At 71.2% G+C, this 13,055-nt stretch carries 12 protein-coding genes; 10 read left to right on the forward strand and 2 right to left on the reverse strand.

The annotated features are described in order from the left end of the window. The first annotated feature begins 201 nt into the window (after positions 1-201). The 6 genes from OG741_RS35540 (at position 202) to OG741_RS35565 (ending at position 5,465) form a co-directional block, all read left to right on the forward strand. On the forward strand, positions 202-882 hold the full coding sequence (locus OG741_RS35540; RefSeq protein WP_405604596.1) for a ScbR family autoregulator-binding transcription factor: 681 nt from the start codon (positions 202-204) through the stop codon (positions 880-882). 168 nt (positions 883-1,050) lie between these two features. Next, on the forward strand, positions 1,051-1,260 hold the full coding sequence (locus OG741_RS35545; protein ID WP_405604598.1) for an acyl-CoA carboxylase subunit epsilon: 210 nt from the start codon (positions 1,051-1,053) through the stop codon (positions 1,258-1,260). Between the two features lie 94 nt (positions 1,261-1,354). Beyond that, positions 1,355-2,947: an acyl-CoA carboxylase subunit beta gene (locus OG741_RS35550; RefSeq protein WP_405604599.1), complete on the forward strand. Its 1,593-nt coding sequence runs from the start codon at positions 1,355-1,357 to the stop codon at positions 2,945-2,947. Between the two features lie 12 nt (positions 2,948-2,959). Beyond that, positions 2,960-3,586 (forward strand): ScbR family autoregulator-binding transcription factor, encoded by a 627-nt coding sequence (locus OG741_RS35555; protein WP_405604601.1) that lies wholly within the window; start codon positions 2,960-2,962, stop codon positions 3,584-3,586. 420 nt (positions 3,587-4,006) lie between these two features. Further along, positions 4,007-4,834 carry a BTAD domain-containing putative transcriptional regulator gene (locus tag OG741_RS35560; RefSeq protein ID WP_405604603.1) on the forward strand — a complete coding sequence of 276 codons (828 nt, stop codon included), beginning with the start codon at positions 4,007-4,009 and terminating at the stop codon, positions 4,832-4,834. A 25-nt stretch (positions 4,835-4,859) separates the two neighbouring features. Beyond that, positions 4,860-5,465, forward strand: coding sequence for an acyl carrier protein (locus OG741_RS35565; protein ID WP_405604605.1), 606 nt, complete (start codon positions 4,860-4,862; stop codon positions 5,463-5,465). 29 nt (positions 5,466-5,494) lie between these two features. Here the strand turns inward: OG741_RS35565 and OG741_RS35570 are convergent, their stop codons facing one another. Next, on the reverse strand, positions 5,495-6,484 hold the full coding sequence (locus tag OG741_RS35570; protein WP_405604607.1) for a BTAD domain-containing putative transcriptional regulator: 990 nt from the start codon (positions 6,482-6,484) through the stop codon (positions 5,495-5,497). A 355-nt stretch (positions 6,485-6,839) separates the two neighbouring features. Here OG741_RS35570 and OG741_RS35575 point away from each other — a divergent pair, with 355 nt between their 5' ends. The 4 genes from OG741_RS35575 to OG741_RS35590 all read left to right on the forward strand — a co-directional run bounded on the left by OG741_RS35575 (position 6,840) and on the right by OG741_RS35590 (position 11,807). Next, entirely contained in the window at positions 6,840-7,661 is an 822-nt protein-coding gene (locus OG741_RS35575; RefSeq protein WP_405604609.1) for a BTAD domain-containing putative transcriptional regulator, read from the forward strand. A gap of 49 nt (positions 7,662-7,710) precedes the next feature. After that, positions 7,711-8,976, forward strand: coding sequence for a beta-ketoacyl-[acyl-carrier-protein] synthase family protein (locus tag OG741_RS35580; protein WP_405604611.1), 1,266 nt, complete (start codon positions 7,711-7,713; stop codon positions 8,974-8,976). After that, positions 8,973-10,196 (forward strand): beta-ketoacyl synthase N-terminal-like domain-containing protein, encoded by a 1,224-nt coding sequence (locus OG741_RS35585; protein WP_405604613.1) that lies wholly within the window; start codon positions 8,973-8,975, stop codon positions 10,194-10,196. The genes OG741_RS35580 and OG741_RS35585 overlap by 4 nt, the downstream gene beginning before the upstream one ends. A 75-nt stretch (positions 10,197-10,271) precedes the next feature. After that, a complete protein-coding gene (locus OG741_RS35590; protein WP_405604615.1) occupies positions 10,272-11,807 on the forward strand; it encodes an FAD-dependent monooxygenase in 1,536 nt (511 codons plus the stop codon). On the opposite strand, the gene OG741_RS35595 is transcribed toward OG741_RS35590, so the two are convergent. Next, positions 11,783-13,054, reverse strand: a complete 1,272-nt coding sequence (locus OG741_RS35595; RefSeq protein ID WP_405604617.1) for an ATP-grasp domain-containing protein — start codon at positions 13,052-13,054, stop codon at positions 11,783-11,785. The two genes, OG741_RS35590 and OG741_RS35595, sit on opposite strands and share 25 nt — an antisense overlap. Between the last annotated feature and the right edge of the window lies 1 nt (position 13,055).

A 13,055-nucleotide genomic window follows, 5' to 3' on the forward strand; every position in this document is an offset into this window, starting at 1 on the left:
CTTGGTTTTATTGTGGGGATTGTTCGCACCCCTGCGAGAGCATGGGCGGGTGGACGGCGTCCGCGCCGTCCGGTGGCGGGACGGGCGAACGGCAAGCGCAGGCAGGCAGGTTGCCCGCCTGCTCAGCGCCTTTCGTCGGCCGGTGGCCGACGCGGGGACATCCGTCATGTCCGGGTATGACGGGGGGTACGGAGGTGTAACGTGGCGCGCCAAGAACGAGCCACTCGAACGCGGCAGACGATCCTGGTCGCGGCGGCCGAGGTGTTCGATGAGGTCGGATACGAAGCAGCGACGATCTCCGAGATCCTCAAGAGATCCGGAGTGACCAAGGGAGCGCTGTACTTCCACTACGCCTCCAAGAAGGAGCTGGCCCAGGAGGTGCTGGGTGAACAGCTCGGCGCGCTCCCGGAGTTGCCTCCCCGGGACCTGAGCCTGCAGCGGGCGGTGGACGAGGCTCTGCTGCTGTCCTACCTGCTCAAGGAGCGCGAGCCGATCGTGCGGGGCAGCGTGCGCCTCACCGTGGAGCAGGGATCGTCCAAGGACGGCCTGGACCGGCGGGTGCCGATGCAGGCCTGGACCGACCACAGTCTGAGCCTCTTCGAGCAGGCGAAGGCGGACGGCGAGCTCCTTCCGCACACCGACCTGGACACCATCGCGACGATGTTCGTCGGGGCGTTCACCGGGGTGCAGGTGCTGTCGAGCATCATGACCCGGCACGAGGACATGCTGGAGCGCGTGGCGGAGCTCTACCGGCACCTGATGGCCGCGATCGCGGTTCCGGGCGTGCTGGTGCGGCTGGACTTCTCCCCTGGCCGGGCGGCCAAGGTGTACGAGGAGGCCATGAAGCTGCGCAAGGAGAAGGAAGCGACCTCCCCCGCATAGCGCCGTCCGCATTCGGAGAACTCCGCAGCACCTCGCGGCCGGCGGAGTTCTCTGTTGTGCCCAGTGCCTCTCTGCCGCCGAGACGGGTCTTGGACCGGTTCTCGAGCCGGATCCGAGCCCTCCTTGAGCATCGCCGCCGACCGTGGCGGGAGAGGAGGGGAGGCCGCTGTGAACGCTGAAGGTGGAACTGATCACGTGGTGCGCGTCGAGCGCGGGCATGCCGAGGCGGACGAACTGGCTGCCGTCACCGTGGTGTTGCTGTCGGTGCTCGCGGGGCAGAAGGCGCAAGTGGAGTGCGCCGGGGAGCGGCCACCCGCTGCCGACCGGCGGCGATGGGAGGGCCTGGCGGCCTACCGCGCTCCGCACAGCTGGCAGTGAGCCGCCCGTCGACCGACTAGGCAAACCGCACAAGCGGTTTGTTATGTTGGGTGCATCCGGACCGGACGCACCTGCGCCAAGGAAAGGACCCGTTGTGACGCTGCTGAGTGACACCGCCCCGGTCCGCGTGGAGGCGGTCCCTGCCCGCGGACGCGTGGCCGAACTGCATGCCCTTCGTGAGGAGGCGCGTCGTGGGCCGAGTGAGAGGGCGACCGAGGCGCAGCATGCGAAGGGCAAGCTGACGGCGCGGGAGCGGATCGGGCTGTTGCTGGATGAGGGGTCGTTCCGTGAGGTCGAGCAGTTGCGCCGGCATCGGGCGACGGGGTTCGGTCTGGAGGCGAAGAAGCCGTACACGGATGGTGTGATCACCGGGTGGGGCACGGTCGAGGGCCGCACGGTGTTCGTGTACGCGCATGATTTCCGGATCTTCGGCGGGGCGCTGGGTGAGGCGCATGCCACGAAGATCCACAAGATTATGGACATGGCGATCTCGGCGGGTGCGCCGCTGGTGTCGCTGAACGACGGCGCCGGCGCCCGTATCCAGGAGGGTGTCTCGGCGCTGGCCGGCTATGGCGGGATCTTCCAGCGCAACACCCGTGCGTCGGGGGTGATCCCGCAGATTTCGGTGATGCTGGGCCCGTGCGCGGGCGGGGCTGCCTACAGTCCGGCGCTGACGGATTTCGTGTTCATGGTGCGGGAGACCTCGCAGATGTTCATCACCGGGCCGGATGTGGTCAAGGCGGTGACGGGTGAGGAGATCTCGCAGAACGGGCTGGGCGGTGCGGATGTGCACGCCGAAACGTCGGGGGTGGCGCACTTCGCCTACGACGACGAGGAGACCTGCATCGCCGAGGTGCGCTACCTGCTGGCGATGCTGCCGTCGAACAACCGGGAGAATCCGCCGGTGGTGGCCTCGGACGATCCGGCCGACCGGCGCGGCGATGCGCTGCTGGACCTGGTCCCGGCGGACGGCAACCGGCCCTACGACATGCACAAGGTGATCGAGGAGCTCGTCGACGACGGCGACTACCTGGAGATCCACGAGCGCTGGGCCCGCAACATCATCTGCGCGCTGGCCCGTCTGGACGGGCAGGTGGTCGGGATTGTGGCCAACCAGCCGCAGTCGCTGGCCGGGGTGCTGGACATCGAGGCCTCCGAGAAGGCGGCCCGGTTTGTGCAGATGTGCGACGCGTTCAACATCCCGATCGTGACGCTGCTGGACGTGCCCGGGTTCCTGCCCGGCGTGGACCAGGAGCACGGCGGGATCATCCGGCACGGCGCGAAGCTGCTGTACGCGTACTGCAACGCCACCGTGCCCCGTATTTCGCTGATCCTGCGCAAGGCGTACGGCGGGGCGTACATCGTGATGGACAGCCAGTCCATCGGGGCGGACCTGACCTACGCGTGGCCGACCAACGAGATCGCGGTGATGGGCGCCGAGGGTGCCGCCAATGTCATCTTCCGCCGGCAGATCGCCGATGCCGAGGACCCCGAGGCGATGCGGGTGCGCATGGTCAAGGAGTACAAGGCCGAGCTGATGCACCCGTACTACGCCGCCGAGCGCGGTCTGGTCGACGACGTGATCGACCCGGCCGAGACCCGCGGGGTGCTGATCGCATCCCTGGCCATGCTCCGCACCAAGCACGCCGACCTGCCCTCCCGCAAACACGGCAACCCCCCGCAGTGACGGAGCAGTTCGATGGTCAAGCAGGAACGCGCGGCGCGTACTCGTGAAGCGCTGATCAGGTGCGCGGCGGAGGTCTTCGACCGCGAAGGCTTCACCGTGGCCGCGCTCACCACGATCAGCTCACTCGCGGGGGTGAGTACCGGCGCGCTGCACTTCCACTTTGCCACCAAGGCCCAACTCGCCGGGGCCGTCGAGGAGGCGGCCCTGGAGCGCCTGCACGGGATCACGTCGGGCGAGGAGCAGGCGGACGCGCCGGTGAGCCGGCTCCAGCTGCTGGTGAATGCCTCGCACCGGCTCATCCGCGGACTCGGCGAGGACGTGGTGCTGCGGGCCGGGTTCGAACTCAGCGGCGCCGCGGCCGGCGAACCCGGGCACGACCTGCGCCGCCACTGGCAGCAGTGGGTCTCCCGGACACTACACAACGCCGAGGGCGACGGAGAACTGCACAGGACGGTCGCACCGCAGGATGTGGTGACCGCCGTGGTGGCGGCCACGGTGGGCTTCGAGGTGCTCGGCGCCCGCGACGCCGCGTGGCGCTCCGCGCCCACCGTCACCCGGTTCTGGGAGCTGTTGCTGCCCCGGCTCGCCGTCGCGTCGGTGCTCGCCGGCCTCACGGCCGAGGGCGCGCACCAGCCGTAGCACCGCCTCCCTTACCCCTCACGCCCGCCAGGCATTGAAACCGCCTCTGCGGTCTGTTTTCGTGACTCCATGGATGCCGCGCCGCGCCGCCCCTGCGGTGCGCCCGGATGGCTTGTCATGGGCCGGTCCCGGTTCCCGCCCACCCCGCCAACTGCCCCTTCTGCCACGGTGCGCACCCCTGCCACGCCTGCGCGGCGGGGGTGCGCACTGCTGTGCGACGGGACCGGCATCGGCCGGAAACCGACCGTAGGCCTCAGATGGCGGAACCTCGCGGAAGCGTCCGTTCCAGCATTGACAAACCGACCGTGCTGTTTTTTAATCGTATCGTTCGTGTACGGCAGGTGCCGCAACCGCATCTGCGGGGGCGGACGCGGCGAGTTCGCATACCTGACCCTGCATGCCCGACGTTGGGGGAGAAACATGAACATCGAAGTGCTGGGGGCGCTGTCGGTGCGGGAGAAGGGACGGTCGATCGCGCCATCCGCGCCCAAGCCCCGGCAGGTTCTGGCCCTGCTCGCGCTGAACGCGGATCAACTGGTGCCGGTCTCCCAGCTGGTGGAGGAGCTCTGGGGCCAGAAGCCGCCACGCAGCTCCCGCACCACTCTGCAGACCTATGTGCTCCAGGTACGTGACCTCATCGGCGAGGCCCTGGCCGGCGGCCCCGACGAGGGGCGGAGCGCCAAGAGCGTCCTGGTCACCCTTCCCGGCGGCTACCGCCTGGAGACCGAGGGCGGCACCGTCGACTTCCGTGAATTCGAGCGCCGCGCCGGAGCCGGGTACCGGGCCATGGACGCCGAGGACTACTCCCAGGCGGCCGCGCGGCTGCGGGACGCGCTGTCCCTGTGGTCGGGGCCCGCCCTGGCCGACGTACAGGCAGGCAGCCAGATCGGCATGCAGATCGAGCGCCTCGAAGAGGCCCGGCTGTGCGCCCTCGATCAGCGGATCGAGGCCGATCTGCGCCTCGGACGTCACCGGGAGCTGCTCTCCGAACTGACCGTGCTCGTCAGCCGGTACCGCACCCACGAGAGCCTGCACGGGCAGTTCATGCTGGCCCTGCACCGCTCGGGACGGCGCGGCGAGGCACTCAACGTCTACCAGCGGCTGCGCAACACCCTGGTCGCGGAGCTCGGCCTGGAGCCGTCGGCCGCACTGGGCCGGCTGCAGCGCTCCATCCTGATGGCCCAGCCCGACGCCCCGGCGCCCGGGGGCCAGGGACGCGGCACGCGCGTACCGGCTCGCGTGCGCTGACCGGCAAGCGCCCCCGCACCGGACCATGAGCCCGGAAGACGCCGAGGCCCTGTCCCTCCGGGAGGCGACGCAGGTGCTCGCCCGGCTGCTCTACCGGGATGCCGCGGACATCGAACCGGACCTGACCTTCTGGCTGCTGGGCGTCGACGCACTGCTCGGCGCACAGTTCGTGGCCCTGTTGAACGCCGCCTGCGGATCGGACATCGATGTCGCCGAACTCGACGACTACCCGACGCCCCAAGCCCTTTCCCGGTATGTCGCCGCCCAGCTGACCGGCACCCCGCCGCCCAGGCCGCGGAGTGAGCGAGCCGCGCCGGAGCCCAGGCCTGTTGCGGCCGGGGCGAGCAGGGCCGGCGCAGGGCGGGACGACGTCCTCAGCGTCCTGCGCGAGCAGCTCGCCGAGACGCTGTGCTGCGACGTGTTCGACATCGACACCGAGGCCACCTTCCGCAGCCTGGGCCTGGACCCCGTACTGGGCGCCGAGTTCCTCGACTTCGTCAACGGCGCGTACGGGCTTCGGGCCCGGCCCGCCGTCCTGTTCGACCACCCCTGCCTGTCCGCCCTGGCGGCCCATATCGCCGCGAGCACCACCGCTGTCGCTCCCGGGCCGTCGGCAGCCTGGACGCGCTGAGCGGCCCCAGCGCCCGCGCGTGGGGCCGTTCACTGTCCCGCCGCCGGCGGGGCGCTCAACTGGTCGAAGCGGTGCATCAGATGCTGCTGTTCGCGCGAGAGCCGCTCCACGTGGCTGCGTAAGCGCGCGATCTCGTCGCTCAGACTCAGCACGCTCGCCCCCAAGCCTGCCGCGGCAGGTGAGCCGGTGTCATCGAGGGAGCCGGGAAGCCGGTGGACGGTGGCGACCTGCCCGCCGTACGCCGGTGCGTCCAGGCCCGGATCGTGGTGGAGGATCGCCTCCATCCGGCCGCGCAGCGCGGGCCCGGGCTCCACCCCCAGCTCGAGCACCAGCCGCTTGCGCGCCCGGTCGTACACACTCAGAGCCTCCGCCTGCCGGCCGCACCGGTACAGCGCGGTCATGAGCAGGTCGTAGAAGCGTTCCCGCATCGGGTGATCGGCCGTCAGCTCCTCCAGCTCACCGGTGATCTCACCGTGCCGTCCCGCGCGCAGAGACACGTCGTACAGCGTCTCCAGCACCGTCAGCCGCCCCTCCTCCAGCTGGGCGGCCTCGGCCGAGCAGATGTCCCCGCGCCCGGCGCCCTCCAGCGCCGTACCCCGCCACAGCGCCAGCGCCCTGCGCAGCAGGCCGGCCGCCCGCTCGGGGTCCGCCACGGCGCGAGCGCGTCCTTCGGCTGCCAGCTGGTGGAACTGCCCGGCATCGGTACCGGCCCGGCCCGCGCGCAGCACATAGCCCATCGAGCGGGTCACGATCCACTCGTGGTGCGGCTCACCCGAACCCGGCACCGGAACCGGCAACAGCCGCCGCAGCCGCAGCACATGAGCCTGCAGCGCATTGGTCGCGTTCGCCGGAGGGGTGTGGCCCCACAGCTCGTCGATGAGCCGGTGCGCCGACACCACCTGCCCTCTCTTCACGATCAGCGCGCCCAGCAGCGCCCGCTGTTTGGCTCCCGTCAGAGCGATCCGCACACCGGTGCGTTCGTCATGGATCTCCACCGGACCGAGGATGCGAAACTCCATCTCTCCCCTCCTCTCGCAGAAGAAAAGAAGCCGGTATCGAATTCCGTGAAAGATCCGTCCGGTGATCCGCCTGAAAGATTCCTGGAATTCATGACGCGCAACTCCTGGCCGTACGGACCATAGATGCCGCGCGCACTGTCCGGTGCTGACACCAGTGCTGCTCAGCGCACCATGAAACGTTTCTTGAGTCTCGTTCAGGACACGCGTCGCGCGGCGGGAAACGGAGGCGGCCACACCGCCGGAGAACGGCTCGAAACGCAGCGGAGTGCAACAGGGATTGCTGTCGAACACGGTTACGGTGCTTCTCCGGATACCGGCTCGAAACGGCGGAGGCCGGCCAGGTACGGAGGAAATCGTGAAGATGAAGGTTCTGGGTCCACTGAGTGCCGAGGTCAACGGAGTCTCGATCGTTCCGACCGCCGGCAAGCCCCGCCAGATACTGGCCCTGCTCGCCCTGTACCCCGGACGGGTCATGCCGGTTCCGACCCTCATGGAGGAGATATGGAACACGGACCTTCCACCCAGCGCCCTGACCACCCTGCAGACCTACATCCTGCAGCTGCGCCGGCGGCTCGGGACGGCCATGGGGCCCGATGCTCCGGGCTCCGCGAAGGACGTACTCGCCACCCGCTACGGCGGCTATCTGCTGCAGATCCCGTCCGAGGCAGTGGATGTGCACCAGTACGAAAGCCTGTTGGCCCAGGGCCAGGACGCATTCGAAGAGGGCGATGACCGCGCGGCCGCCCGCTGCCTGCGCGAAGCCCTCGACCTGTGGGAGGGGCCCGCGCTCGTGGACGTACGCGTCGGCCCGATCCTGGAGATCGAGGTGACCCGGCTGGAGGAGAGCCGCCTCGTCGCCCGGGAACGCCGCATCGACGCCGACCTGCGGCTCGGCCGGCACGGCGAACTCATCGCCGAACTCACCGACCTGATTGCCCGTCACCCACAGCACGAAGGACTGCACTCGCAGGCCATGGTGGCGCTCTACCGCTCCGGCCGGCAGGCCTCCGCGCTCGACGTCTACCGCCGCCTGCGCAGGCGGCTGATCGAGGACCTGGGCGTGGAGCCCTCCCCCCAACTCCAGCGGCTGCACCAGGCGATCCTGGCCGTCGACCCGATGCTGGACGTCGTCGCGGGTCCCAGGCGCTCCTCGACCTTCGACCTGTACGCGGCGTGAATCCGCCCGACCGAACGGGCGGCGCGGGGGCAGGCATGGGGGAGGGGCGATGAGGCGCGTTGTCGTCACCGGCCTGGGTGTGGTCGCGCCCGGCGCGGTGGGCACCAAGGACTTCTGGTCGCTGCTCACCGCGGGCCGCACCGCCACCCGCGCCATCACGCTCTTCGACCCCACCCCCTACCGTTCCCGTATCGCCGCCGAGGCCGATTTCGACCCGGTCGAGCACCACTTCAGCCCCCAAGAGACCGAACGGCTGGACAGGGCGGCCCAGTTCGCCCTTGTCAGCGCGCGTGAGGCGATCGCCGACAGCGGTCTGGACCGCATGGGGGATCCACTGCGCACCGGGGTCGCGCTCGGCAGCGCGGCCGGCTGCGTCACGGGCCTGAGCACCGAGTACGCCGTCGTCAGCGACTGCGGATCCACCTGGCACGTCGACCACACCCGCGCTGTGCCGCACCTGCTCGACTACCTCGTGCCCAGCTCGCTGGCGGCCGAAGTGGCCCTCGACTGCGGCGCGCAGGGGCCCGTCACGCTGTTCTCCAACGGCTGTACCTCGGGTCTGGACTCCCTCGGGCACGCGGCCGCCCTGATCCGCGAGGACAGCACCGACGTCATGATCGCCGGTGGCACCGAGGCGCCCATCGCCCCGATCACCGTGGCCGGTTTCGACGCGCTGAAGGTGACCAGCCGGCGCAACGACGAGCCACAGACCGCCTCGCGCCCCTTCGACCGGACGCGTGACGGCTTCGTGCTCGGGGAGGGAGCGGCCGTGCTGATCCTTGAGGAGTTCGAGCACGCGCGCCGCCGCGGCGCGAGGATGTACGCCGAGATCGCCGGGTTCGCCCGGCGCAACAGCGCCTACCACATGACCGGGCTGCGCCCGGGTGGCCACGAACTGGCGCGGACGATCCGGGCCGCCCTCGACCAGGCGCGGATCGACCCCGGCGATGTCGACTACATCAGCGCCCACGGTGCGGGCACCCGGCAGAACGACGTGTACGAGACCGAGGCCCTCAAACGCAGCTTCGGCCCGTACGCCTACCGCATCCCCGTCAGCTCCATCAAGTCGATGATCGGCCACGCCCTCGGGGCGGCCGGCTCCCTCGACGTGACGGCGAGCGCGCTGACCATCGAGCACGGTGTGGTGCCGCCCACCGCCAATCTGCACGACCCCGACCCGGCCTGCGACCTCGACTACACCCCGCTGACCGCCCGCGAGCAGCGCACCGACACGGTCCTCGGCGTCGGGAGCGGCTTCGGCGGATTCCATAGCGCCGTGGTCCTCACCCGCCCGCGTCCGGCAGCGGCCCCATGAGCGCCCGTACGCGCCGGCCCGTCGCCCTCGTCACCGGGATCGGGGTCGCCGCCCCCAACGGCCTGGGCGCCCGCGCCTGGTGGGCCGCGGTGCTGCGCGGCGAGAGCGGCATCGGGCCCCTCACCCGATTCGACGCCGACGAGTATCCGGTACGGGTCGCTGGCGAGATCGACGGATTCGTCGACGAGGACCATGTTCCCGCCCGGCTGCTGCCGGCCACCGACCGGATCACCCGGCTCACGCTCGCCGTGGCGGCCGAGGCACTGGCCGACGCGGACGCCGCCCCCGCCCTGTCGGCCGACAGCAACGCCGGTGTCGTCACGGCCGGTTCCGCAGGCGGTATCGAACTCGGCCAGAGCGAGCTCCAGGCGCTGTGGAGCAAAGGGCGACGGCATGTCAGCGTCTACCACACGAGCACCTGGTTCCCCGCGGCCGGCGCCGGCCAGCTCGCCGTCCGGCACCAGCTGCACGGCCCCGGCGGCGCCGTCGTCACCGAGCAGGCGGGCGGCCTGGACGCCGTGGCTCAGGCCCGCAGGCAGCTGCGTAACGGCTCACGCCTGATGCTGGCCGGTGGCGTCGACTCGGCGCTGTGCCCGTGGGCCTGGGCCGCGCACCTGGCGGCCGGCTCCCTGAGCACCGTCGCCGAACCGGCCCGCGCCTACCGGCCGTTCGCCCCGGATGCCAGCGGGCATGTCCTGGGTGAGGGCGGCGCGCTGATGGTCCTCGAAGACGCCGAGACCGCACAGGCCCGGGGAGCGGCAGGCTACGGAACCGTCGCCGGATGCGCGGCCACCTTCGACGGGCCGGGCGTGCCCCGGCTGCGCGCGGCGGCCGAACTGGCCCTGTCCGACGCCGGAGTGAGCCCCGCCGACATCGACGTCGTGTTCGCCGACGCGGCAGGCGAGCGGGGCGCCGACCGCGCCGAGGCGGAGGCGATCTGCGCGCTGTTCGGCCCGTACGGCGTCCCGGTCACCGCACCCAAGACCATGACCGGTCGCCTGCTGGCAGGTGGCTCCTCCCTCGATCTGGCCGCCGCCCTGTTCGCCCTGCGCGACGGCGTGGTGCCACCGACCACCGCGACCGAACGCACCGCGGACGACTGCCCGCTGGACCTCGTGATCGGCGAGCCCCGGCGCGGCGGCGTGCTGCGCTGCGCGCTGGTCCTGGCCCGCGGCAGGGGCGGGTTCAACTCCGCGGCCGTCGTACGCGGCCCGGGCTGACACCCCGCCGGACATCCCTCAGCACACCCCTCCAGGCACCACGAGCGTGCCGAGCACGCAGGAAGAGAGGCCACCGTGGCACCGTTCAACCTGTCGGACCTGACCGCCCTGCTGCGCGCATGCGCGGGCGCGGGGGAGGGGGAGGCCGGGGACCTGGACGAGGGCATGCTCGACGTGCCGTTCTTCGACCTCGGATACGACTCGCTGGCGATCCTGCAGACCACCGCCCGGATCGAGGACGAGTACGGGATCGGCCTCGACGAGGAGGCCATCGACGAGGCCGAGACTCCCCGCCAGTACCTCGACCTCGTCAACCGCGCCCTGGCCGCCCGCGGCACGGACACGCTGGACACCGACGCTGTGGTCGTCGGCGCGGGCCCGGCAGGTCTCGCCCTGACCCTGATGCTGCTGCGGTCGGGGGTGAGGGTCGTGCTGGTGGAGCGCTCGCCATCGGCGGGCCGCGACTTCCACGGGGAGATCCTGCAGCCCGGCGGCCAGCGCATCCTGGACCAGCTGGGGGTGCTGGAGGCGGCCCGGGGCCGCGGCGCGGTGGCCCTGGACGGATTCCAGGTCCTGGAGAGGGACAGGCTGCTCCTGGACATCGACTACCGCCGGCTCGACGCACCGTACAACCGGCTGCTCGCCCTTCCTCAGCGCCATCTGCTCGACGAACTGCTGACCCGGTGCCGCCGACTGCCCGGCTTCCACTACCTGGGCGGACACCGCATCAGCAGCCTGCTGCACACGGAGGAGAGCGGCGCGGTTGGGGGAGCCGTGGTGAGCGGGCCCGGCGGGCGGCGCACCACCGTGCGCGCCCAGGTGGTCGTGGGCTGCGACGGACGGTTCTCCAAGACCCGGCAGCTCGCCGGGATCGCGTCCGGGCGCACCGAGGCCTTCGACCAGGACGTGGTGTGGTTCGCGCTGCCGGCCGCCGGCCGCACGACCGGCCGGGTGCGGGTGCACCGGGCGGGAACCGCCGCGGTACTCGTCCACGACTGCTGGCCCGACCGGCTCAGGATCGGCTGGACGCTGCCTCACCACACCTGGCAGCAGGCCGCCGCGCGCGGCATCGGCGACATCCGGCGCGAACTGGCCGCCGCCCTGCCGTACTTGGCCGACCTGATCGACGAACATCTCACACAGCTGTCCGACCTCACGCTGCTCGACGTCTTCGCCGCCCGCGCCGGTCAGTGGGTGCGCGACGGCCTGGTGCTGGCCGGGGACAGCGCGCACACCCACGGCCCGCTCGGCGCCCAGGGCATCAACCAGGCCCTGCAGGACGCCGCCGTCCTGCATCCGCTGCTCGTCGCCGCCCTCGCCGCCGGGGACTGCTCACAGGCGCGCCTCGCCGCCTTCGAGGCGGCCCGTGGGCCCGCCGCCGATGCGGTCCTGCGGATGCAGCGCCTCCAGGCCGCCGCCTTCTTCGGCCACGGCGGACCACTCGCCGCCTTCCTGCGGGCCCGCGCCGCGCGGCTCGTCACACGCACACCGCTCGGCGCGCGGATCACCCGGCGGATCGCCTACGGCCGGCCCCAAGTCCACGTACAGACCGATCTGTTCGCCGCGGACGGGAACCGCCCTGCTGTTCAGTCGTCGACCTCGATGTCGTAGAAGCCGTCGCGTTCCCACTGCCGGATGGTGGCGTGATCCCGCTCCACCACCGAACGGTCCCGATGGATCAGATAGACGGCGCCGGGCCGGGTGAACAGGTCCTTGGTGCGACGGACGAACTCACCCGCGCGTCCGGCCGGAGCGAGCATGCTGTGGTACGAGGGCAGGGTCCGCAGCCGGGACCAGTCCAGGTCCCGGCGCAGCCGTCCACTGCTCGGGCAGATGAAGCTCACACCTCGGGCCTCGGCGAGCGGCGCGGTGGGCAGCCGCCTGGAGGCGTAGAGATCGGGGACGAGCATGGCGTGCACGGTGTTGGCCACCGGGTTGCGGCCGGTCGCCCGGGTCACCGCCGACACGTCGATGGTGCCCTGCGGGCGGGCCGCGCTCTCGACCAGCCGGGGCCCGGCGGCGGTGTTGATGACCTCGGTGTGGGAGGGACCCCAGCGGGTCCCCAGCGCGTCCAGGACGTCTCGTACGTACGCCGCGACGCGCTGCGCGTCGGGGTTCTGGGGCGGGACCAGATCGATGTAGTCGTACACGGGCGCGCCCGCCAGCACGGTTTTGACGGAGCGCCAGATCTCCGTGACGGTGTGCTGCCCGTCCGCGGAAAGGCAGTTGACCATGTATTCGTCACCGTGCAGATACTCCTGCACGAGTACGGCCGCGTTGGTCTGGCCGTACACGCTGCGGCTGCCCAGGAGCTTGTCCGCGGCGGCTGCGGCCTCCTGCGGGCTCGTACAGCAGAACACGCCGTCCGTGCCCGCGCTGCGCAGGGGTTTGACGACGACCGGCCCGCCGCCGTGTCCGGCGGTCACCGCGTACGCCTCCTCGGCGGTGGTGACCGCGGCGTGCCAGGCGGCCGGCACACCGGCGTCGGCGACTGCCCGCTGCATCCGAAGCTTGTCCCGGCGCGCGGCCGAGGAGGATGTCTCGTTGTTGGTCGTGAGGCCCAGCTCGTCGGCGAGCTTGTCGGCGAGCTCCACACCCGATTCGGTGCCCGCGGCGACCCACCCGATGTGATGCCGCCCCAGGGAGCGCAGCAGCGTCTCCCAGTCACCGTCGAAGGAGTACTCCGCCCGGTAGGTCTCCGGGGCGTACGTGGCGCGGAAGGTTCCGGCGCGCTCCGCCCGGTTCTCCACGTGCACCGTGCCGATTCCGTACGCGGCGAATGCGGGCGCGTACAGCGCTCCCGTGGAGTAGCCGTCGACGACGACGGCGACCCGCTCGTTCATGGTGTGCACGGGCATG

The sequence above is a fragment of the Streptomyces sp. NBC_01410 genome (genome assembly GCF_045040195.1).
In the GTDB taxonomy this organism is placed as follows: Bacteria; Actinomycetota; Actinomycetes; order Streptomycetales; family Streptomycetaceae; genus Streptomyces.